The following is a 22,881-nucleotide window of genomic DNA, read 5'->3' on the forward strand; positions in this document are numbered from 1 at the left end:
ATGACGACCGCACGATTGAAATGTGTCAATGGAAGCGCAGTTAAAGGATCTTTTAAGATGGAAATGAATCTAAGCAGTTTAACAAGCTCTGTGTTCTCCTTACGCTTTCTCCCTGATTCTCTGTGGTTAAAAAACGCTTGCCATCCTAAGCGTAACCCTTCCCGAATATTCGAGAGTTGAAAGATCTGTGATAAATAGGGTTTGTGTTTGGGTTAGTTAACCAATTTCAACAATTAACCAGTTACCCCCCTCGGCGCTACGGTTTCCCGTAAGAATAACATCTTCAGCTGCTTTACTTTTGATCAACAAACCAAAGCAAGCCTAAATGGACCTTAAACTTAAATTAGAACAACTCCACCAACGGGTGGTCGGATTAAAAGATCAGATCAATACAGAAGAAGCTACGAAAAATGCATTTGTAATGCCATTTATTCAAATCCTGGGTTACGATATTTTTAATCCTACCGAAGTTATTCCGGAGCATATTTGTGATATCGGCACTAAAAAAGGCGAAAAAGTAGATTACGTCATCCGAAAAAATAACGAACCTATCCTCATTTTCGAATGTAAACACTGGAAAGAAAATGCTGATGCACACAATTCTCAGCTGCACCGATACTACCATGTTTCTAAAGCCCGTTTTGGGGTATTAACCAACGGTACGATTTACAACTTTTACGCTGATTTGGAAAAACCGAATATTATGGATGAGAAGCCTTTCCTGACGATTGATATCGAAGACCTGAAAGATAACGCCATTAAAATCCTGGAAAGTTTTACCAAAAACGAATATAATCTAGAAACGATCCTCGATTCGGCCGAAGGCTTAAAATACATCAAAGCCATTAGAAAGGAATTCGAAAAAGAAATAGACGGTCCATCTGATGAAATGGTAAAACTATTAGTGAACCGGTTTTTCAACAAACCCTTAACCGCAAACCGGATGATTGCCTTTAAGGAATATACTAAAAAAGCCCTCGCCATTTCCATTAATGAATCCATCAGCGACCGCTTAAAATCGGCCTTGAACATTAATGAAAAAATAGAAAAAAAGGAAGAAGATAAATTAATTCCCGCTATTGAAGATGCTGATACTTCAAAAATTATAACCACGGAAGAAGAGTTGGAAGCTTTTCAGATCGTAAAGGCTATTTTACGCGAAAAAATTCCTTCAGCGCGCATTGCTGCTCGTGATACACAATCTTACTTTGGCGTATTGTTAGATGACAATAACCGAAAACCCATCTGCAGGTTTCATTTTAATACGGTTAACAAGTACATCGAAACTTTTGAGAAAGGGAAAGATGCCGGAGAGAAAAAACAATTGTTTAATCTTGATGAGCTTTATGATTACCGTTCTCAATTACATCAAACTTTAGAAAATTATTAATTAGCTACATCTCTCACAAAAATGTTGGGGTTGCTTCATGGCTTATCTTGGGAGGAGACAGGGCAATCTCTCATTTTTAAACGCATAAAATCCTGCTCTATTTGTCATTGAGCGGAGTCGTAGGATCTTTTATAACGATTACCAATCAGTATATTATTATTTTCAACCAGATCAGAAATATAAGATCATTTAAGCCTGCGGACCTCATGGTTTTTCGTCATTTCGAACGCAGTGGAAAAATTTGCTGAGAAAATATAGTTGTACTTCTTTTACTGTTCACTATGACTTAAGCTTTGTTTAACTATTTGATATTTAGCATTTTTTAATATCTGTCTAGATTGCAGGCATCATGAAAATAGTTTTTTGCGTTACGGGTTCCCGTAAGGAAAGCCTCTTTAAGCTACATAGTTTTGGGGGTATAAAATTAAAAAATCTGTTCATTTCTAAATAAAATCCCATGCTCACAGAAAATACCCAACTTGATCAGCAAGTGTTGCAAGACAACAAAGAGATTTTTGCCCGGATAGTTAAAGAGCTGGAGGGAGCCGATTTCGAAATTCTGATTGCCAGTGCATGGTTTACTGACGAGGAATTATTTGATATTGTTAAAAGTAAGGCCGCCCAAAATGTAAAGGTTGAGTTGATTATCGCTGATAATCAAGAGAATCTAAAGTTGGATTTTGATGAACTCATTTCATTGGGTGCTTCAGTAACTAAAATAAAAAATGTGGGTTATGGCATCATGAACCAAAAGTTCTGTGTAATTGATAAACGGATTGCACTGCATGGCTCTTATAATTGGTCGGTAAATGCCAGAAAAAATAATCATGAAAGCATTATCGCAACCAATCATGAAGCGACTGTAGCGCATTTAATCGCCAATTTTAACGATATTAATCATAAGGCAGCCCTGCAACGCGGCGAGACGGTTGATGTTCCCATAGTACCTTTAAAAGTTGAGGCAAAAATCGAAACCCACACAGCCAAAGAACATGCTATTTCCGAGTTTACCAAAGTGCTCGATTCAATGATTGCTGCTGAGATTGGAAATTTTGATCGATCCATATTAAGGGGGCAAGGCTATGAGCGTTCCAAATTTAATAACGGCGATCATCAGGTACTTACTAAATCATTAGATACAGTTTATTCTGTTTTTATAAATGACATAGATGTAGTTGAAGACAAAAAGAAACGTCTGAAAACAAAGATTGATGAGCAGGAAGTAAAGAGCCTTAACGCATTTGAAGAAAATCTTAATTTGCAATTGCAAACCGCTGAGGCAGAAGCGGAAAACGAAACGTTAAATGCCAGGAACCAGCTCATTAATCTCAAAGCAGAGACTGAAAAAAATAAACAGGAAATCCAAAGCCTTAAAGAAAATAAAATTGGCTTTCATGAAAAGATTATTACCGAGATAAAGAATAAGATACGTATTGCACAAACAGATTTTGTTAGTCCAAAATTTAAATGGTATGAGTTTATTCCAGTATTGTTCGCAAATATCTGCCTAATCACTTATCTTTTTATCTTCTACTCTTCAGCATGTTATATTTTATTGTTTGCTGTTGAAGATGCAAAGGCTGCCAAAGCCGCAGGGCTTGATGCTATTCCAATGGAAATATTTAATCCAAAAGCATTGTCCTTAACCTTATCAAAAGGCGGCGCAGGTATCATTTTTATTTTGCTCTTCGTAAGCATCCCACTTTTCTGTGCACTCATCAAACTTTTCACAAAGAGAACATGGATTATCGTATCCATGTTCCTCGTTGGAATTGTATTGGTTGATACAGCAATCGCCTACAAAGTTTCGGCAGCTATTTATCAAATGAAATATGAAATAGGTGATGTTACTGAAGCCTGGCTAATATCAATGGCCTTTAAAGATCCTAATTTCTATTTGGTGTTTTTATTAGGTGCCTTCGGTTTGCTTATGCTAAAGTTCGCTTTCGAAAAACTCATGTCAATTTTTGATGAAAGAAACCCTGACGTTGCCACATTAAAAAACAACCTGCTCATCAAACAAATGGACGAGGATTTAAAGTTAGAAGAAGAAAAAAGTCTATTGGTTAAAGGTGAAATCTACCTGATAGAAGGAAAGAACATCGGTTTAGAAGCACAATATAAAATCACCGAATCTAAGCTCTCATCTATTCCAAGTAAACTAAACCTATTGCGGGAAATTAAAAAAACAGACTTAATTACAGGAAAACAACATATTGTAGATATTGCTACGATATACAAAAGCCATGTTGAAAATGACAATCTTCCAATTTCAATTGATTCGTTAAATGATAGGATCAATATCTTTTTAGAAGGCTGGAACGATTACCTTCACGAAGAATACGCAATCATAAAAGCTACAGAAAAATCGCGCGAGGCATTTGATACTGCTGTAAACTGGCAAAATGAAAAGGTAAAAAGTTCACAAATAGACAAACGGGTGGTAATCTGATGAAAAAGTATTTTTTAATAAGCGTTTTGATATGCTCGGCCTGTACCTATGTGACGGCTCAAAAAAGAAAAGAGGCTACTGACTATAACATCGTCTTCGCACCCGATCTATCAAATCGGCTGAACCCTAAATTTTATCCGAAAGCGGTAAATGATGTAGATATTGTACAGGGGGTACTGAAGAAAGTCTGGCCAGACATATTGAAGTTCAAACGAACAGATGGCCAATTAGACCATTATAGCGTCGATTTTATCAATAAAGGACTAATAGGATTATATAAAATCAATACGAATTTATTAGCTATCGACCTCCAGCAATTTGATAAACAAGTTGATAGAATTAATTATATATTAGAGAGAAATAAAGTTATCTCTTCATTACCTAAGGACATCTATAACTTTACTACTGAATATAAGAAGTTTAATGATAAAGCCGCAATCTCTAATAATGGAGCAGATATTTGGACCTACTTTCAATCAGGTATTGATGATCGAATTATTTTGCCAGATCTCGCTGTCGGTAAAATAACGCACAAATTTCGCAATATCATGGTATTAATGACTGATGGATATATTGAGGCTGGCATTTATAATAAGGGCTACGATTTAAGTGCTAAAAAGATTGAAGATTTTCGAAATGCTTTTTTGAAATCGAAAGATGGAGATATGGCGTCATTCCTATCTAAAAACAGTAAGTATAAAATTAAACCTGCAAAAAATCCATATTTAAAGTCCCTTGAGGTAATCGTGATCGAAATGTATGACCGATCACTTTCTAAAACAGGTGCAGCCACAAAACATCCAACAGATATGGAAATCATGCGGTTAATCTGGACGGATTGGATGAAAAGCTCTGGTGTAAAAAGAGTTGAACTTAAGCCTGCAGCAAGCAATCAAGCTGAAGCTGTGAAATATATTCTAGATTTTATTAAAAAATAAATGTCCCACCATCATGAAAACACTCTCACTACTCATCTTCTTTTTTGCTAACATGATTACCTGCAAAGAAACTACAACCGTATATGTATGCAACAGTCCAGGTGCTAAAAAATACCACAACACCTCTAATTGTCGTGGTTTAAGTAATTGTTCTTACAATATTGTAAAAGTGGATATAGAAAAAGCCAAAAAAGACGGCAAAATATTATGCGGTTGGGAAAAGTAAGCCTGCTGCTGTTATTGCTCACACTTCAGTCCTGCTTCATCCAGCCGGCAGGAAATAAAGGCATCAACTATAGTCATCTGGTTTTTACCGCCAGGGTTATCCGGATTTTAGATGGCGATACTTTGGAGGTATTGTATCAGGATCATCCGGTTAAAATCCGTTTGGCGTATATCGATTGTCCCGAGAAACGTGGCCACCAGCCTTTTGGGACTAAAGCCAAACAAGCCTTGTCCGATTTATGTTTCGGGCAAATGGTAACCGTTCAGGGCCAAAAATACGACCGTTATAAAAGATTGATCGCCGTGGTTGTTAACGATAAAAAACAGGTGCTTAATCAGGAAATGCTTAAACTGGGTATGGCCTGGCATTTTAAAAAATACTCGCATGACCCGCTATATGCGCAGTTGGAAATCACCGCGAGGAAAAACAAGGTAGGTTTATGGCAGGAAGCAGACGCGGTAGCGCCATGGGAGTGGCGGGGAACGAAGCATCTTTCTGGGAAATAAATTCAACTGCACTACAAATGTTCCTTCTGTATTAGGTGGTAGCGCTGCGCAGGATAGTTTATTTTCACAATAAGCTTACGTTAACAATAGCTGTCAATGGTATTTATCACTTGCAGTATGACATGGCAAACACAAGAATCTCTGTGAGCATATTATCAGTCAGTCTGTATTTCTTTTTGAGTGCGCGATATGCCTGTTCACCTGCCTGGAAAGCCAGCGAAAAGGCCGTATTTAATTACCCCTTCTTTACCTGTTGTTTACCTTTTCTTGGTACCAAGCTTACCCCTGGGTTACCCCATGGTTACCTTTTCGTTACCCCCTGGTTACCTATTCGTTACCTAAAAGGTAAAGAATAGGTTTTTTTATGGTAAAAATTTACTGTGCTTTTGGTGATGTTGCCCTAAGGCATGCTGCCCGCTCATGCCTGCTGATTTGCCCGCGAAACTGGATTGTTGGATAGCTCATTTTAGCCATTATAATATGTAATTGGCTCATTTTGGCCCGATTGAGTCCAAAATGAGTTCCATTGCTTTAACGCGACTAGGTTTGATCATGGATTTGAACATACCGGTATAACAGAAATCCGATTGGCTAAACATTTTTCACTTAAAAAGCCAAAATATGGCAAAGTATTCAAAAGGCGCAAATGGCACATTCTCTGGCAAGGTGGGTAGTGTTATTGGCAGCAACTGGCGCAGCGTAGATTACCCAAGGTAACTACCTAAAAAAGCAGTAAGCCCGGTACTGACCTTAATTGGCACAGCGGAACAAGTTTGCCCTTGCGCCAGTACCTAAGCTGGTTAAGGATGTTTTATACTGGCTTTAAAAATAAACAGCTAAGCAAAATTACAGCCTACAATGCTGCAATAAGATCTTTTTAAACCAGGCAGTTGTTGGTAATTACCCTGATTTTATGATCGGTTTTTCGCAGAAACTTTACCATTCCACAGGCTTAGTAATTAAACCCTGTCTAACTGGCCAATTATAGCCGTTAGTGCAGGTTTTTTAAATTTTCGTTTTTTGAGCTACACTTTCCTCACTGCCGTTTTTAATACCGAGAGGAGAAATAGAATTAGAAATACGATAATCAAAGGCGCAAAAACTTCTAACCAGCCAATCCGCCCGAAAATTATTTTGATGATAAAGAGGATGCCGCTAAAAAGCACCCCCAATAGGACTAAGATTTCTTTAAAACCTCTTTGTTTTGTTTTTCTGGTTCTTCTTTTTGCCACAAGATTTTTTTAAATGGTTAACTAAACGTGAGTTTGGATCTTAATTTCGTCATTGCGAACTGAAGAAAGGGCTTTGCGTTGGAGTGAAGCAATCTTTTTTGAAAATAAATACATGATAGATTGCTTTGGTTCGCACATATTCAGGCTCACATCCGACAGCGATACGATAACTTATAGAAACGTAATTTCAACACGCCTGTTCTTTCTTCTTCCGCTGGCGGTTTTATTCGAGGCAACCGGATTTTCAATGCCTTTGCCTGTGGCGCTTATGCGGCTTGTTTCGATATTTAATGCACTTAAATACTTTTTAAAGGCATCGGCTCTTGCCTGCGATATCTGCTGATTTAAGGCTATCGGACCATCGCTGCTGGCATAACCATCAATATGGATGGATGCTGCAGGGTTTTTGATCAAATAAGCAACAATGTGTTTGATTAAAATATTGTTGGTACTTGCAAAAGATGATGAACCCTGAACAAAGGTTACCGGCACAGCATGGTTTAAAGCTTTGACCGCTTGTGTTGGTAATTTGGCATCGGCTGTATTCTGACGGGTTTTTCTGATCGAATCTTCTTTTATCGCGGGTGATTTTACCTCTGATACAGCAATGGTATCCATACCGCTATCTTTTTCTTTTGCTGGTGCAGCAGGTACAACAACTGAAGCCGGATCGGAAGAAATGTTTGGTACGGATGTTTTTGCTGCGGGATCTGTTTTGCCTGATGTATAATACCAGATGCCGCCACCCACAACCAGTATCCCGAATAAACCGATCAACCAGGCCCGCGATCGGCCTGCGGGTTTTTCGATCTCTCCTTTTGAAAGATCAAATTTAGATGGTGCTGTTTTAGCACCATCGTTTTTATTTAAATCGAATGCCATAATTTTATTTTCTAAGTGTACATATCAACGAAAGTTTGCAAACTGCCCGTATGTGCCCTGCCCATCGCTTCAAACTCCCAGCTTTCGCCAACACGGAACAAACGCCCAAATTCTACCGCATCTTCATTGGTATATTGGTCTTTCAGGTCGTAACGCAGTATTTCCGAACCACTGCTTTCATCCACAATCCTGATGTAGCAGTCATTCACTTTTCCAAAGTTCAGGTCTAATGTTCTCCTGTCTTTTTTATTGTCGTGAGGATATTTACAGATCGTACAGCATATAATAATCTGTTCGATTTTATCGCTAACTTTGGATAAATCGATAAACATATCTTCATCGTCGTCGCCATCACTTCTGCTCCCATCCGGATCATCAATGGCCCCGGTAATTGCACCGTCTTCTGTAAACGGTCTAAAGAGGCCTTTTTCTACTTTATCCTCAATTTTATTACCCATACGGATTTGCCCGTAAAAGGTAAAATATGAATCGGAAGGGATCTTGAAATCTCCGCCAATCGAAAAAGCAGAAACATCGAGATCAAACTCCGGACCGCCAGGTTCTTCGTTAGGATTCCAGCCCATTCCTATTTTTACAATGGTGAGTCCGGGTGCTGCCTTGGAAAGAGAGAACCTGTCTCCCTTATTTAAATTAAAACTGCTCATGATTGATATAATTCTATTAGTGTATTTAAACCGCCTGAAAAAGCCTGGCCAAGGGCCTCTATATTCCATGTTCCCCCGTTTCTGGAAATGGAAGCAATCATAATGGAATCCTCATTTGTAAATTCCTCTCTAAGCTGGTATTCGCACAAAACCGATTGATTAGCACGGTTCCTGATATTGATATAGGAGTTTTGAACATGGCCAAAATGGTGTCCTCTTTCTTCACTTTGATCAATGGTTACGGCAAAATAAAGGAACTCTACTTTCGGGTCTATTTTGGATAAATCGATATGGATTACTTCATCGTCTCCATCGCCTTCGCCGCCCCTGCTATCGCCAGGATAATGGGTGGAACCATCGGGACTGGTACTGTTATTATAAAAAACAAAGTATTCATCGGCAAGGAGTTTGCCGTTTGCGCCCAGCATAAATACGGAGAGGTCAAGATCTACCGTTTGCCCGTTTATAAGAGCGGTATCCCATCCCAGGCCTGCAATAATGTGATTTAAGCCTGGTTCTTCTCCGATCAGGGAAACGGGCTTTCTTTTTTCTATTTGTATAGCCATTTTGTTAAGTTTTAGATTTTATGCACCTTAATTTTTTTTCGGAGGTAAAGGCGGTGGTTTTACCGGATTGTTTTTCGTGTTAGGTGTTGCTTTTATTTCGGGCAACCTGGGGATGTTTATGGATTTTGGAACATCGCTTTGTTTTTTTGGTGGTAATGGTGGCGGCAATTTTGGCGTTGGGAGTGGGGGGCGCGCCGATACCAGCGGTGCGATTGGTGCTTTTACCTTTACACTGTAACCGGCACGGCCAATGGCCTGAAAAATAGCCAGCATGGTATCTCTAACGTCAACAGGCTGCAACGCCACCACATGATGATACTTTTTAAGCAGTTTATCGGAAAAATACGTAGTGCTAATTTCTTCTGATCCAAGCAGGATCATCACATGATCTGCCTGCAAATTATTTGCCCTCAGCAGATCGTCTATCGCGGCAAAAATCATCCCGTCATTGGCATAATATTGCAGCCTGTCGTTCAGATTTCTTTCCCTTACGTTAAACCAATACCGGTTTCCATCAGATAGTTCCGCTTCACCTTTAATAATCGGACTGATGTTTTGAAGTAAAGCTGCACAGAATGGAAGAAGGAATGCAATTTCAGTATCTTTATTAACCGACAGGTAAGAATGTTGCATGAGGATATATTCTACAATCATATCGGCCAGAATTTTTACCCTCGGGTCGGCACCCTGACCTACCAGTTTGGCCGATCCAAGCGCTTCAGCCGTACTATTTTTGTATAGGTTTAAATAAAGTACATCATCAATGCCATTCATGAATAAAATAGCCTTGTTGCTTGATAAAATCTGCTTTTGGGTAAGTATATTAAAAAGGGTATGATGATATCGAATGCGGTCTAAATTAAAATAGCCCGCCTCCTGAAATAGGTTTTCGATCAGCGATTTCTCATTGTCTTCAATATCATCATCAAATAAAAAGCGCAAAGGAAACTGCTGCCTGTACGATTCTATAGAATCGGATTTGTATAATACCGTGTTTAAAAAGTGCGATAAGTATTGTTCAACACCATAATAAAATAGCTGTTTAACAGGTTTTTTGTTACCATATATACTGAAATGTTTAGCCGGATCTTTTACAATTTCGAAATAATTACCATAAGCATAAGGATCGTTTTTGTAAAAGCGTTCCCTGGCGGCGGCACCAAAAATAAAATCGTTGCCATTTACATAAAAGTATAAGGGAACCTCGTTCGATTCCCTCATTTTTAATGGGGCATAAGGGTTACTGTCTGATTGATACCAGAAAGCAACCGTCCGCTTCGATATTTTTGCCAATACACAGAATCCCATCGTTACTATTGTTTTTGAATGCCTTTAAGCAGGTGTTTTTCGAAGAATTTCATCCCCTCAAGAATGATGATCGGCGCTACATAATCGAAATCTTTCTGATCATCGTGTTTCCGCTTTTGTGCTTTGATAAAATCTGGCTCGCCTTTGATGTAGTTTTCGATGTTCATATCCTGAAAACCCGCCATAAAATCGGTCGCGTTCATTTTTAAACCGAACATTCCGGATGATACCTTATAAAACAGATCTGCAAAATCCATAAACCTAGGGCAGTGCGGTTTGCCTTCCTGTGGCAAACAGATAAAATGATTGCCAATGTGTTCCAGCATTTCCGGCGTAATGGAATTGGTTGATTCCAGGTATTTAAATTCGCCATTTGGCGTAACCACACAGAAATTATCTTCGCCCAATATCTCAATGGCCTGTTTATTGGTCGGTACCAAAATGCTCGTGATATTGGTTGGGATGGCCAAACCTTTCGATACTTCGTATTTAACATCGGCATTATCCGTTCCGCGTTGCGAATTGATATCGATTATTTTTAAAGGGCTTGTGGTGATCGGGCTAATGGTTTGTTTGGCCACTGTTTCCCCGCCCATTCCCCTGATAAACATCTGTGTATAATAATCATCGGCTGCAGCCGGATTTACTGCCGTAAACCAGTCGAATATCCTGGCTCCTTTACCTGCAAATGCAATTTTTATTTTAGGCGGAATGGCTTTAACCTGGGGTGGTGCATCTTCCGATTTTAAAATCTCATTCCTTAACTTATAAGCCAACTGACCCGCATAAAACATGATCAAACCGGTAACGTAAAGGTTAATGCTCATCATTTCTTTACATTCGGCAGCGATTAAGAGGTAAAAAGTTTCAAAATCCGAAGCTTCTAAACGGTCAACAACCTGTTCGAAATAATAGGGGGCCGTATTTTCGTTAAATTTAGGTGTGCCGGAATTTAAACCCTGGATTGATATTTTTTTCTTTTCGCAGATCCTGAGTAGCACATTTTTAAAGTTGGGCGAAAATTTAGTTGCCTGTGCCACACGTTCGGCGGCGAAACGAATGGAGTTCTGTTTGATCATTGCCTTTCCACCTTCCATCTGGCATAATGCTGTAATATCCGTTGTACTGCCACCAATGTCGAAACAAAGCACCAGTTCTCCGGGATTAATGGAGTAACCCCCATTTGGGCGCACCAGGTAGTTGGCTACGGCGCAGGCTTCAGATAAAGATTCTTCGTTGCTCAACTTCTTAAAATCGAACCTTACCGGACCGGTTTCCGTTTTGATATCTACCGCTGTAAGTATTTTTTTAGCCTCATTTCCCCATCCTGTGGCAACAGCTTCCTGGGGTTGTTCGCCCCAGGCGCTATTGCCAGTGCCAGTTGAACCCCATTCGGGTGTTGTGGCAACAGGTGCTGAAGCCTGACTGCCCCAACCATCCGATTGAGCTGCCGGAGACCCCCAACTGCTGCTGCCCGATGTATCGCCGATATCAGAAAGATCGGAAGGAGGGAAGGTTTTTAATTTAATATGGCTTTCAATCGGTGATATTTCTTTAAGCGAATCCCAAATACCCCTGTATTCGCTTAATAATTCTTTACCCATTGAGGAGGGGTAAGACCATTTTAAGGTATGCGGCTCATGCCCTTCGATAAATAACTGTGCATATACATGAAGCAGTAAGGTACTTAAATAGGCGGTTTTGTAACTCTTGTCAATCTGCTGGGTAGACCATTTCATATTGTATACCAGCTCTGCCCTGCCAATGCGGTTATAACCTAAAATGTAGCGGTTGTTCTCTGCATTTTCGATAGGAAGATTTTTTTCAAAACAGGGGAAACCACCTTTTACCGCATGGGCCATTAAGGAGTTAACCTGGATGTTGCCATCGTTTACCACTCTTCTCGAATCGTGGATGGTTAATACAGATTTGATGGAATTGGTGAGGATTTCGTCGTTCTGAAAAAAGAAAATTTCATCTTCCACAGCAGGCCGCTCATCGTTGTTTTTGCTGTCGCTGGCCAGTAATGATACCCTTTTATTGGTGAGTTTCAGGTTTTCGCAAACCTCGTTCCGCTGATCGGAAAAGTAAGCAATAGAAGAATTGGTACTGCCAAAATCGACCCCTAAAAAGGCTGGCGACAATGTCCTTGGCGCGTTTAGCATGTTCACCGGTAAAGCCTGCGTATTGCCCGATCCATCGTAACGGATAATCCCAAAACCACAATCAACCCCTGCATGTGCAAATTTTACGCCTTTAAAAGGTTTATTGCTTTCGTATATCTCGTATTTGTATTTATTGTCGGCCACCGCATTATTGGATGCGATATGCAACTGTGCTTTAATATTGCCGTATTTTTCGGAAATTACCGCTGCTTTTCCATTAGTAGCCAGGTATAAAGGAATACCCTTTTCATCCAGTACAATCCTGAAAAAATCGTCATCCACATTTCCTATAAATGGGGTAGCCTGAAACTTGGCATCGTTATGCGGTATTTCCGAATACAGAAAATAGCGGTTCCATTGTTTGGAAATAAAATTAGGCCACATTAAAATGTCCTTACCGCTGATCGATTCGGAGGTTATCCTGTAAATGACCTCTTTAACAATCTCATTTCCGGTTTCGGTATATAGTTTTAACTGAACAATCAACCGTTCACCGTCTTTATCTGTTGGGTCGTAAATGGCGGTAATCCGCGATTTTACATTTGATGATTCTGAAATGCCCACGAATGCATCAAGTGTGGCACCAAAAACATTTAAGGCCAGCGGTGTTAATGGGAGGGTAAAATAGGCGTAACTGTTCAACTGTCCTTTGGTTTCGGCCGCCAGTAGCAATATGGGTTTCGTTTTCAGGAAATTCCGGGTCTCCATACCTTCCCTGCCAAAATCGATCTGGGCAATTTCGGTCGTGTCCGGAAGCAGTAAATCTTTCGGATCAAACAGGATACTTCCTTCTTTCGATTCATTATAGATAATTCCTTCGGAACCATATAATGCAGTGGAATAGTTAAAAAGCAGGCTAAAAGGATAATTGAATAACGAGCCCACTTCTGGTGGGGTAGATTTATCTAGTTTAGGATAGCCCTTAGCCTGCTGATAAATGACCATATCATTCATCCAGGCCTGGATACAGGTAGAGATATTGCCATACTCGGGCCTAATCAGTTCTTCTAAACCGGCATAATTTAACCTGAAACTTTCAATATTATCCAGAATGTGTTTAGCGTAACTATATAGGGTAAAAAGTTCCTGCGGATTAATCTCCGATTGTAAAGGATCGATGAATTTTCCGTTCTGTACGTTAATGAAGGGAAATCTCTCCCTGATCTGGTAGGATACCGAGGTAAAAACAAAACAGTCAGGAGAAGTTCCACCGATAACGTTACCTTTAAAGGAAATGACATCAATAAAGGGTATCCTATCGGCATTATTCGCCAATGATTGATCGCACCACAAGGGTTTACGTTCAAACAGCATATTGCCAAATGCACCGGTAGGTTCGTATAGGTTTGCTGTTGTACTTAAATGCCCGCCGTCTGAATAAGATAGATGAATTCTATTGGCTTCTATATCTTTATAGTTTAAGGCTATACAGCTGATCAATCCTTTCCATTCACTGATCAGCGACTTGTAGAACAACATTAAACCTGATGCTTCAGCATCTTTATCGCGGATATTATCTATGGCATTCTTGAATAAATTGGCCCGGGCAAATACAGAGGGTATGCCAGAAACAATAGTTCCGATATTAACAGCAGAATTACCATCCTGATCTACAGCGATCTCGGGGATCAGGATGTTTTTGGTAAATACTTCAAGCTGGGGGATTTTATCCCAGGCAAATTCGACGCCGTTCGGCTCTGTTTTGGGATGAACTTTTATCGCCAGTGCTTTGATTCTTTTATCAGACATGGTGCTTTAGTTTATATCGAAGTTTTGTGAAATGGTAAGTGCGTTAAAAATATGCGCAAGGAATTTCTCTTTTGTGGTATTTACCTTTTGCTCGTCTTTGTGATTGGTGTTGATCAGTTTTTCAACAAAAACGTCATAACGGTCTCTAAAAAGTCCGCCTTTACTCCAATGGTGTTTCTCATCCAGGAAAATGGTGCCGACATCCAGTTTTTTTAGTTCAGTAGGGTTATCCGGAAATGCCTTGCTATCAAAAAGGAACCTGCCCGGGGCAACGGAGTTTCTCACCTGATAAAGCCAGCCCGGTATAAATTTGGCATCTTTGAAAGTGTAGGCAAAGAGTTTAAAATATTCGTTGATGTCTTTACACTCCGCATCGGTAATGGTACTGTATTGGTTGAGTTTTTGGTTCTCGCATTGTTTAATGAAACCTTTTATGCCGGCATCATCAAAAGCACCACCGTTTTTGGTTAATGAAATATGTGCCAGGGAGAAAAAAGCACCCAGTTTATTTACAAATATTTCGCCTGATTTATTTTCATTTCCTATAAAGTCGTCAAACGAGAAATTGAACGAATTATCTTTAAATTCTACTGCTTTATAGAGGTAATCAGCCTTTGCGCTGTTAAACCCATCTTTCCGGGTAAAAAAATCATAAGCGGCACAGGCACACAACAATTCTGTAATGTGGCAGGGGTTTTTCTGTTCGCTTCCACCGGTGATGGTTTGATTGGAAATGTTGTTGCCGTCAATTTTTTTACTTTCTATCGGCCAGCCAATATGGTAAAGCAGTTTATAACATTTCTGAACGGTAGGGTCGCTTTGGTAAAACTGCAGCGCTGCCTGACTGTTTAGCGGAAAAAACGACGAATCGGCTATTATACTATTGGCTTTGCTTGCTTTCTGTTTATCATCTGGTTTATTAAAAGTGAAATACGCTGTTAATAAAGTAGAACCAAATTTGGCCCTGGCGAAATCGATACTGGCGTTGCCGTTTGAACGGATTTTTACAAAATCCTGTAGTGCTTTTGGAATTACCGGGATAGATGATGCACCTGTACCACCGAATATAGAACCAAAAATAAAAACCCTGGCATCTGCACCGGCACTTTCCAGTTTGCCCATAAAAGTGTCCAGTTCACGTTCCTGCGATTGTACGGCAGCACCTTTAATAATATTACGGGCGGCTTCTACTATGCCATGGTACATTAGCATAGAACCGAGGTGGGTTTGTGCCCTATAGCCATGATCTAAAGCAAATTCCTGTACCGAACTATTATCCAAAAACAGATCTGAGATTAATTTATTGGCTTTCTGCTGTTCGGGTGAACCCGTTGCAATTTTGCTGATGTTTTTATAGGTTTCCCTTCCCGGGCCGGCATAATTGGTAAAAAACCGGTGTAAATTCAGCTTTGCCGAGAAGAAAGTATTTGCATTTGGCGTTCCGCCCAGCCCGGTACCGGTTGTTTTAATCCGGTTGTAAAGCCCGATCAGTTCTTCAACCCGTCCTTTGTTCCCATTGTTCTGATCGGTATCAAGCGTAAGGATTTCGATTTCCTGATTGTCGAACATCCCGATTCCACACAGGTGCGTAAACGCTTCCAGGCAACGCATCCCTGTACCGCCTATGGCGATTACGAATAATTTATCCATTGCTATTTTGATTAAGGATTAAAACCAGTGCCCGATTTTTCCGGTGGCAAATATTTTGCTCATTACAAAACCGATGATGATGTAGAGTATAAAACCGATAGCTGTACCAATACTCAGGGCTGTTACATAGTTATTCAGTACCATAATGTTTGCATCTGGTTTAAATACATAATAACCCAGTAAAAAACAAACTGCCGGATTTAAGATGGCCAATACCCAAAACCAGGTTTTACGTGCCTGTGGATCTTTGGGATTACTCCCCCCTTCAAATTTAATGGCGTTTGCAATAATGGCCGATAACAGTAGAAAAATTAATGCGGTGATGACGGAGATAATGTAAGCTGAAGTTGATTCCATTTTAGAATTTATTTTAATGATTTTAGATTACTGTTTAGTTTTGATGTAGTACGAGTACACTACTTTGTCTACAGGTTTAAGTTCCTGTAAAGTGTTTTTTATAGATTCTGACAAAGCTGTATTAGCGGTATTTTTAGCATTTACCCACTCGAATTTGGCCATTTTGCCCCCCTGCAGATTTGGTGTGGCCGTGTTTGATAAAATATCTACCCTGATCAAACCTTCCGGATCATGGATATTGGCTACACTAAATTTAGGGTCGAAGGCAACACCAAATTCTACGTGTTTTGGGCTAGATGCCCTGGTATTGGTAAAAAGGGTTTGGTTAAGGGTAAAAACCTCATTGAGTGGGTTTGAGGCCTGTGCTTTATAAATCCATTGTTCTTTTAATTTCCCATTGGTATTGTAACAGGTCATTGCAATTGCATCCTTTTCCTGATCAGAAAACTTAGCCTCGCCATTATTGCCTTTACTTAATTTTGGCTGGTGTTTTTTAGCTTCATCTGCTTTTGCAAAGTTTTCAAAATCAGTAGTTACATCCGAAACTTTTACGCTGAAGTTTCCAAAAGTGTAACTATCTTCATTACTGAGGTCGATAAAAAGTTTCCTGAAAAAATCGTTAAACTGGTTTTGCCCAGCATAAGTACTGTGCAGTTGATCAATGCTTTTCCAATCTAATCCAAGTGGATAAAACTCGAAGTTAAACCCGTTTTTAAGTCCATTAATGTAACCGTCTTTTAAATCGAGTATATTTTTGGCTTTGTCTGATTTTGCGCCATCATCATAAAAAATACCACCTGATTTTTCTGAAGGATATCCGGTTGACAGTTGGTAAGCATTGTTCGATAAATCAAACCTGGTTGTTGATGGTGAAAGTTTCGATTCGAGTTTTGAAATCAAACTTCCTGCATCTGGATGACCACAACTGAATATGGTAAAATAGAGGTGTTTATTCACCTTGCCCTCTTTGTAATCAGCAATAAAAAAGTGAATGGAATTTCCTTTTTCAATCCAACTGGAGAATGGGATTTTTAAAAAGGCGGTATTGGTAACCTCCATGTTTTTCTGCCACTCCTCAAAATCGGTAATCAGAAGTGCATCGCCATTACCGGCCACAATTTTTTCTACCGATGATTGCAAGGGCGCCCAAATATCGGCGTATTGTTTTGGATCGCTCACCTGTTGACCCAGTTCGGTGGTATTAGCTACATTGAGCAATGAGATTTTATTGGAACCTAATTTGTAAACTTCAAATTGCTGGGCCAAAATGGTGTTAAAGCAGGCCGACATCATACTTTTAATCGTAGGATCACTAAAAGCCTTATTTATTCCAGATGAGAAATCAATATAAAGTGCCGGAGTACCTTTTTTGGTCTCATCTGGTGTATTAGCATTATGGTACGATTGGATACGTCTTCCTAAATCCTGATCATAAGGGTTGAAATTTGTAGCTGCGAAGGGATCTTCTGATTGGGATTCTCCGGAACCTTTACAAGCCGAAATTGCAAATAGCCCCAATAATCCCATTATCTTGATAAAGTTCCGGGTATTGCCTGTTTTCATAATTTATACGTTTTAGTGCTTTGAGTATGGTTTAGTTGACCAAAAGTATAAGCACGGTAACGGCAATCCTTACGGAAAACCGTAAAGAGAAAATTATAGGCGATAAAATTTTGATTTAATTTTAAGCAACCATCACATTTTTAAGCATTCAAACCAATCACCTCAAGCTAAATTGCTCTACATAATTGCTTAAATACTTTCAAAATGTATACTGGTTATGTTGTATTATGCCCCTAAGCCTAATGGTAGAGGTTATTAATGATTTAAGACATTGGGATATGCGACTTTCGTCTGAAAAAAATAAAAATGAAAATTCTTTACCTGCGTAGGTTAGGTAAGGAATTTACAATCTTTTCGCATGAATCGTTCTGCCCTGAATAAAAATGAGCTCTGTTACTAACCCATTCTGATCTTTTACAAACTCCATACTGGCCTGAATCATTTTAAAAAAGAACTTGTTATTGCTTTCCGGAAAGGCCTCTATACTGGGCTGCCCGGTTGCCTGTACGAAAACCTTTTTACCCTCACGGCTTACGGTTAATACCAGTTCGGGGGTAAGCTGATAATTGCCCAGATAACGATCGAGGTCCTGATCAGGAACCTCAGAGAGGGTTACTTTTTTGGTTTTGCTTAAGCCCTTAAAACCATACACCGTGGAAATGCTGTTGATTAGCTCCTGAACAATTTCTCCGTTATCTGAATTAACCATCACTACCAGACCATTCCCACCGTCAAAGCTCCCATAGTATCCGCCGGTAAATCCTGCATTTCCCGCACCATGGCCAAAGTACTTTACTCCATTGTAATCTTCCACAAAAACGCCCAATGCAGCGCCATTTTTGTTCATGTATGGGTTAAGGCGTAACTTCGTTGTCTTTTCATCAAGCACCTTTGCCGATTTACCCTGGTAGGCAAGCTGGGTTTCGATGATATATTTGGCCAGGTCTGTAGGGTTGGTCCATAAACCCGCAGCAGCCTGCTCAGGATAAATATGATATTTGCCTTTCACCTCTTTCCCATCCCTGTCGAATCCTGCGGATAGTAATGACTGGCTGATGCCTGTTGGCGGCTGTGCAAAAGTACTGCTGAGCATGCCCAGCGGTTTTAATACCTGCTCCTTTAAATAGTTTTCATACTTTTCTCCGTTAACATCGGTGAGTACCAGCTGAGAAATGGTTGTGCCCCCACCTGAATATTCCTGGCGGCTGCCCGGAGGGAAAAGTGAATGTACCGCATCTGAATTGGCCGGTGGTTCGCCATTTAGAATCTGAATAACGGAAGGTAACGGCTTACCTGCCTCATAACCTCCAAAGCCATGCACATTTAAGCCCGCGGTATGGCTGAGCAGATTGGCCATATTGATTTTCTTTCCCTTCGAAACCGAATCGTAAGGGAATTTCCAGCTTTTGAGATAAGTATTAATATCTGCATATAAATCCAGCTTGCGGTCTTTAAATAGCTTTAAGATGGCCAGGCTGTTCAGCGATTTACTGATAGATGCTGCCTGAAAAAGCGTTTTATCGGTTACCGGGATTTTCTTTTCTGGATCTGCAAAGCCATAGCCCTTTGCAAAATCGACCTTATAATCCTTAATCACCGCGATGCTGAGTCCCTGCACTTTAAAATGTTTCATGCGCTCGAGCAAATTCGCACCAGCGGAATCGCCGGTTTGAATATTCTCCGTAAGCCCGTTCTCCACCTGTTTGATTCGGTCTTCGACTGTGGATTGTGCAAGGCTAATGTTAAAACTGAAAACTAAAAAAAACAAAATCAGGCAGGCAGTTAATTTATAGGATTTCTGAGTGGCCACCTTAAGGCTTCCCAAATGGGTTTTTACGGTATTTTTCATCGCATATTATCTTGGTTTAATCCCGAACAGCTCAGGATTATTGGTTTTATAATGGATAACCTTAATCCTGTTTTTCTATGGGTTATTCTGGCTTCAACGGCTGAACAATACTGCCCCATGGCAACAGTTCTACCAGGCCACTTCTTTCCCGCCGGCGCAAGGTAGGTATTATACCAGCTCTCCATGGGTGTCTCGGGCGGCAGCGGCTTTTACCCTATCGGTCTGCAGGTTAAAAATAATCATTACCGGTTTAAAACCAGGCTTCACCGGCAGGTATAACGACCACGATGTCTATTGGTAAAACATACAACTAGTATGGTTACGCATAATACGTAAATATTCCTGAAATTCGATCACTTAAACAAAAAAAGCCACCCAAATAGGCAGCTCAGTTCATCTAAAATAATAATTTTCTATTTTGCTAAAACCATTGCATTTTGCGCTGCTTTCATGATCGCTTCAGAAGCATATGATGATGATTTAAGACTGGCAAAATCAGCTAATTTTACATTTTTCATATTACTAACGATCATTGTACTTTCATCAGCAGTACCATTTAATTTTAATACGGCATCTTCTTTAACGACTGTATATAAACTGCTTGCCGTAGTTTTGATTTTTGCGGTGGCACTTTGGCTTAAAAATAACTGCAGGTTTTTTACATCAAGGTTATTGCTGGTTACCACAACTGATTGACCATAAGCTTCAATTCTTTCTAAATCTTTTACGGTAATATTAAGCGTTACCTGACTGCTTTCCATTGAATTGATAAATAAGGTTTTTCCATCAGTGGTTACCGAAGTTTTTGCAGCATCGTAGTTGCTCGCGCCTGCTACAGTTTGTTTTTCACCTTGTGTTAAGATGAGCTTTACATTACCGCTTACCCAGATCCTGTTGAATGTAGATAATGAGGATGTTTTTGTTTCTGCTTTAACTGGCTCGGCGGCAAAAGTGGCCATTGCTGATGAAGTGAACACTACTGCTGTTAATGCTACTGCGAATAAGGTTTTTGTTAAGGTTTTCATATCTTTAATATTTTAAGTTCTTTTTTATTGTTTGTTATTAAGACGCAGTTGTGCCGTAAACGTTGCAGGCAAAAAGCTTGTATTATACCAGCATCAATAACTACTAGACCAACGCCTGTAATTTCTAGACGAACACCTATTAAATTTTATCCTTTACTTGCCCTTAAATCTGGTATTTGCGCTCATCTCCATCCAGTGCATCCAGCCTTGTTCAATTTATATGGTGTTTATCAAATTGGTTATGCCTGTTTTATAGATGATGTGATCGGGGATAAATAATGATATTACAAACGTATCGTCTTTATATGTAGAGCCAAAATGAGCTGTAGAAGCAAATTAATTGAGCCGTACAAGCAATTCTATTATAGTCCGAATGGAGATATTTGTGTATGGAAAACATTAATAAAATTCAATTAGGCCAGAACGGCCCACTAGTATCTAGTCTTGGACTCGGCTGCATGCGTATGTCTTCCATTTGGGGAGGGCCAACGCCCGACGAAGCAGAAAGTATCGCCACCATAAAGGAAGCCTTGGATCTTGGTATCAATTTTTTGAACACCGGCGATTTTTATGGCGCAGGCCATAACGAAATGCTGATTGGAAAAGCGATTAAAGGCAGGCGCGATGACGCTTTCATCAGCGTGAAGTTTGGCGCCATCTTTCATAATGGTCAGTGGCTGGGGCTTGACCTCAAACCGAATTCTATCAAGAACTTCGTTAATTACTCCCTAACGCGCCTCGGCATTGAAACCATTGACCTTTATCAACCTAGCCGGATGGACAATAGCGTGCCCGTGGAAGATATTATTGGCACTGTGGCCGATCTGGTGAAGGAAGGTAAAGTTAAATACATTGGTGTATCTGAAATTACCGCAACTCAACTTCGCAAAGCCAATGATGTTTATCCGATAAGTGCATTAGAAATTGGTTATTCGCTTGCAGAACGAAAGATAGAAACTGAATTGCTACCGGCAGCTAAGGAATTGGGTATTGCTGTTGTGGCTTTTGCAAATACTGCAGAAGGTTTGCTCACCGGCGAAATGACCGCACCACTGAACGATGATGATTACCGGAACCATTTCTCCCGTTTCCAGCATGAAAATCTTGTGCATAACCTCGAAAAAGTTGAGGTGCTGAAACATTTGGCCATCACAAAAGGTTGTACACCGACACAGCTTGCCATTGCCTGGGTAAAAGAACAGGGTGACCAGATCATGCCTCTGGTGAGCATGAGCAAAAGATCGCGTTTGGCCGAGAATATCGAGGCGATGGAAATCAGCTTCACCCCAGAAGAAATGACTGTATTAAATACTACTTTTGCAATAGGGGCCATTAAAGGGGGCACCTACTTAGAACGATAAATGGAAAGTCCGGCCGAAATTCTTCCTGGTGTAATCTTTTATTCCTACCTGTCTACCGAAAGGAAACAGAAAGCGTGCTTCTGGAACCATCATACCCTGGTACTGCAGGTTTCAGGTCAATTCACCCTGGAAACTTCTGCTCAAACCATATCAATGGGCGCAGGAGAAATGCTGTTAATTGGTAAAAATCAACTGGGTATGTTGACCAAAACGCCCGGTGATGGAGGCAGCTATGAAACCATTGTGATCTCACTACAGGAAGACCTGATGCGCAAAATTGCATTGGAGGAAAAACTGGAATCTGGCGGGAAGTATAATGGCCAGCCAAACCTTTTGATTCCCTCCAATGAATTTTTGCAGGGCTATTTTCATTCCATTGTTCCATATGCCAGAAGTTCAGGAGCCTCCATGACGGATGAAATGGGCATTTTGAAAGTAAAAGAGGGCGTTAAATTATTGCTTCTGGCGCTGCCGATATTACGAAGCTTTTTATTTGATTATTCAGAACCCTATAAAATAGATCTGGAAAAGTTCATGCTCAATAACTTTCAGTTTAATATTCCCGTAGAAAAATTTGCCCAGCTGACGGGCCGCAGCCTGGCCGGGTTTAAGCGAGATTTTCAAAAAAAATTCGACCTTCCGCCCCGCCAATGGTTGCTCTCCAAACGGCTAGATACCGCAAAATTTCTAATTGAGCATAAACATCAAAAGCCTTCCACTATATATTTGGATTTAGGCTTCGAAAGCCTTTCGCATTTTTCACATGCCTTTAAAAAGAAATTTGGATTAGCACCAAGTGAACTTATTCATCTCGGAATAGCTAAGCAAGCGTAACGACTCATTATATTGCTTGCATATCGTGATATATATGCATACAGTTACCGGAAATTATACTTAACCAATATCTGAAAATTATAAGACAAACACGCGATCAGTTTATTTTCGTATTATAGTAATATTCTTTAGATCTCCCCCTTTAAACAAAAAAGCTGCCCAA

17 protein-coding genes are annotated in these 22,881 nt (G+C 40.0%); 7 read left to right on the forward strand and 10 right to left on the reverse strand.

The window, feature by feature from the left end:
- The first annotated feature begins 325 nt into the window (after positions 1-325).
- The 5 genes from OQX63_RS08285 to OQX63_RS08305 all read left to right on the forward strand — a co-directional run bounded on the left by OQX63_RS08285 (position 326) and on the right by OQX63_RS08305 (position 5,512).
- On the forward strand, positions 326-1,390 hold the full coding sequence (locus OQX63_RS08285; RefSeq protein ID WP_265850415.1) for a type I restriction endonuclease: 1,065 nt from the start codon (positions 326-328) through the stop codon (positions 1,388-1,390).
- Positions 1,391-1,847: 457 nt separating this feature from the next.
- Positions 1,848-3,842 carry a phospholipase D-like domain-containing protein gene (locus tag OQX63_RS08290; RefSeq protein WP_265850416.1) on the forward strand — a complete coding sequence of 665 codons (1,995 nt, stop codon included), beginning with the start codon at positions 1,848-1,850 and terminating at the stop codon, positions 3,840-3,842.
- Positions 3,842-4,780, forward strand: coding sequence for a hypothetical protein (locus OQX63_RS08295; protein ID WP_265850417.1), 939 nt, complete (start codon positions 3,842-3,844; stop codon positions 4,778-4,780). Before OQX63_RS08290 ends, OQX63_RS08295 begins: the two co-directional genes overlap by 1 nt.
- A gap of 13 nt (positions 4,781-4,793) precedes the next feature.
- Positions 4,794-5,006, forward strand: a complete 213-nt coding sequence (locus tag OQX63_RS08300) for a hypothetical protein (RefSeq protein WP_265850418.1) — start codon at positions 4,794-4,796, stop codon at positions 5,004-5,006.
- Complete coding sequence (locus OQX63_RS08305; protein ID WP_265850419.1) at positions 4,988-5,512, forward strand: thermonuclease family protein; 525 nt, start codon at positions 4,988-4,990, stop codon at positions 5,510-5,512. Before OQX63_RS08300 ends, OQX63_RS08305 begins: the two co-directional genes overlap by 19 nt.
- Positions 5,513-6,915: 1,403 nt before the next feature.
- On the opposite strand, the gene OQX63_RS08310 is transcribed toward OQX63_RS08305, so the two are convergent.
- From OQX63_RS08310 to OQX63_RS08355, 10 genes are all read right to left on the reverse strand, one after another.
- The gene (locus OQX63_RS08310) at positions 6,916-7,626 is read right to left on the reverse strand and encodes an OmpA family protein (RefSeq protein ID WP_265850420.1); all 711 of its coding nucleotides are present in this window, start codon (positions 7,624-7,626) and stop codon (positions 6,916-6,918) included.
- 11 nt (positions 7,627-7,637) lie between these two features.
- Entirely contained in the window at positions 7,638-8,291 is a 654-nt protein-coding gene (locus OQX63_RS08315; protein WP_265850421.1) for a TerD family protein, read from the reverse strand.
- Positions 8,288-8,857 carry a TerD family protein gene (locus tag OQX63_RS08320; RefSeq protein ID WP_265850422.1) on the reverse strand — a complete coding sequence of 190 codons (570 nt, stop codon included), beginning with the start codon at positions 8,855-8,857 and terminating at the stop codon, positions 8,288-8,290. Before OQX63_RS08320 ends, OQX63_RS08315 begins: the two co-directional genes overlap by 4 nt.
- Before the next feature lie 27 nt (positions 8,858-8,884).
- The gene (locus OQX63_RS08325) at positions 8,885-10,165 is read right to left on the reverse strand and encodes a hypothetical protein (protein WP_265850423.1); all 1,281 of its coding nucleotides are present in this window, start codon (positions 10,163-10,165) and stop codon (positions 8,885-8,887) included.
- A 5-nt stretch (positions 10,166-10,170) separates the two neighbouring features.
- Entirely contained in the window at positions 10,171-14,079 is a 3,909-nt protein-coding gene (locus OQX63_RS08330) for a hypothetical protein (RefSeq protein ID WP_265850424.1), read from the reverse strand.
- Positions 14,080-14,085: 6 nt separating this feature from the next.
- Positions 14,086-15,729, reverse strand: a complete 1,644-nt coding sequence (locus OQX63_RS08335) for a hypothetical protein (protein ID WP_265850425.1) — start codon at positions 15,727-15,729, stop codon at positions 14,086-14,088.
- An 18-nt stretch (positions 15,730-15,747) separates the two neighbouring features.
- A complete protein-coding gene (locus tag OQX63_RS08340; RefSeq protein ID WP_265850426.1) occupies positions 15,748-16,086 on the reverse strand; it encodes a hypothetical protein in 339 nt (112 codons plus the stop codon).
- 27 nt (positions 16,087-16,113) lie between these two features.
- The gene (locus OQX63_RS08345; RefSeq protein WP_265850427.1) at positions 16,114-17,649 is read right to left on the reverse strand and encodes a hypothetical protein; all 1,536 of its coding nucleotides are present in this window, start codon (positions 17,647-17,649) and stop codon (positions 16,114-16,116) included.
- 343 nt (positions 17,650-17,992) lie between these two features.
- Complete coding sequence (locus tag OQX63_RS08350; RefSeq protein WP_265850428.1) at positions 17,993-19,498, reverse strand: serine hydrolase; 1,506 nt, start codon at positions 19,496-19,498, stop codon at positions 17,993-17,995.
- 413 nt (positions 19,499-19,911) lie between these two features.
- Positions 19,912-20,523, reverse strand: a complete 612-nt coding sequence (locus OQX63_RS08355) for a GIN domain-containing protein (protein WP_265850429.1) — start codon at positions 20,521-20,523, stop codon at positions 19,912-19,914.
- 389 nt (positions 20,524-20,912) lie between these two features.
- Between OQX63_RS08355 and OQX63_RS08360 the strand changes: the two genes are divergently transcribed.
- Both OQX63_RS08360 and OQX63_RS08365 read left to right on the forward strand, forming a co-directional pair.
- Positions 20,913-21,884 carry an aldo/keto reductase gene (locus OQX63_RS08360; RefSeq protein WP_265850430.1) on the forward strand — a complete coding sequence of 324 codons (972 nt, stop codon included), beginning with the start codon at positions 20,913-20,915 and terminating at the stop codon, positions 21,882-21,884.
- On the forward strand, positions 21,885-22,718 hold the full coding sequence (locus OQX63_RS08365) for a helix-turn-helix domain-containing protein (protein WP_265850431.1): 834 nt from the start codon (positions 21,885-21,887) through the stop codon (positions 22,716-22,718). It begins immediately after the preceding gene.
- Positions 22,719-22,881: the final 163 nt, after the last annotated feature.

The organism is Pedobacter sp. PF22-3 (assembly GCF_026239555.1).
Lineage (GTDB): Bacteria > Bacteroidota > Bacteroidia > Sphingobacteriales > Sphingobacteriaceae > Pedobacter.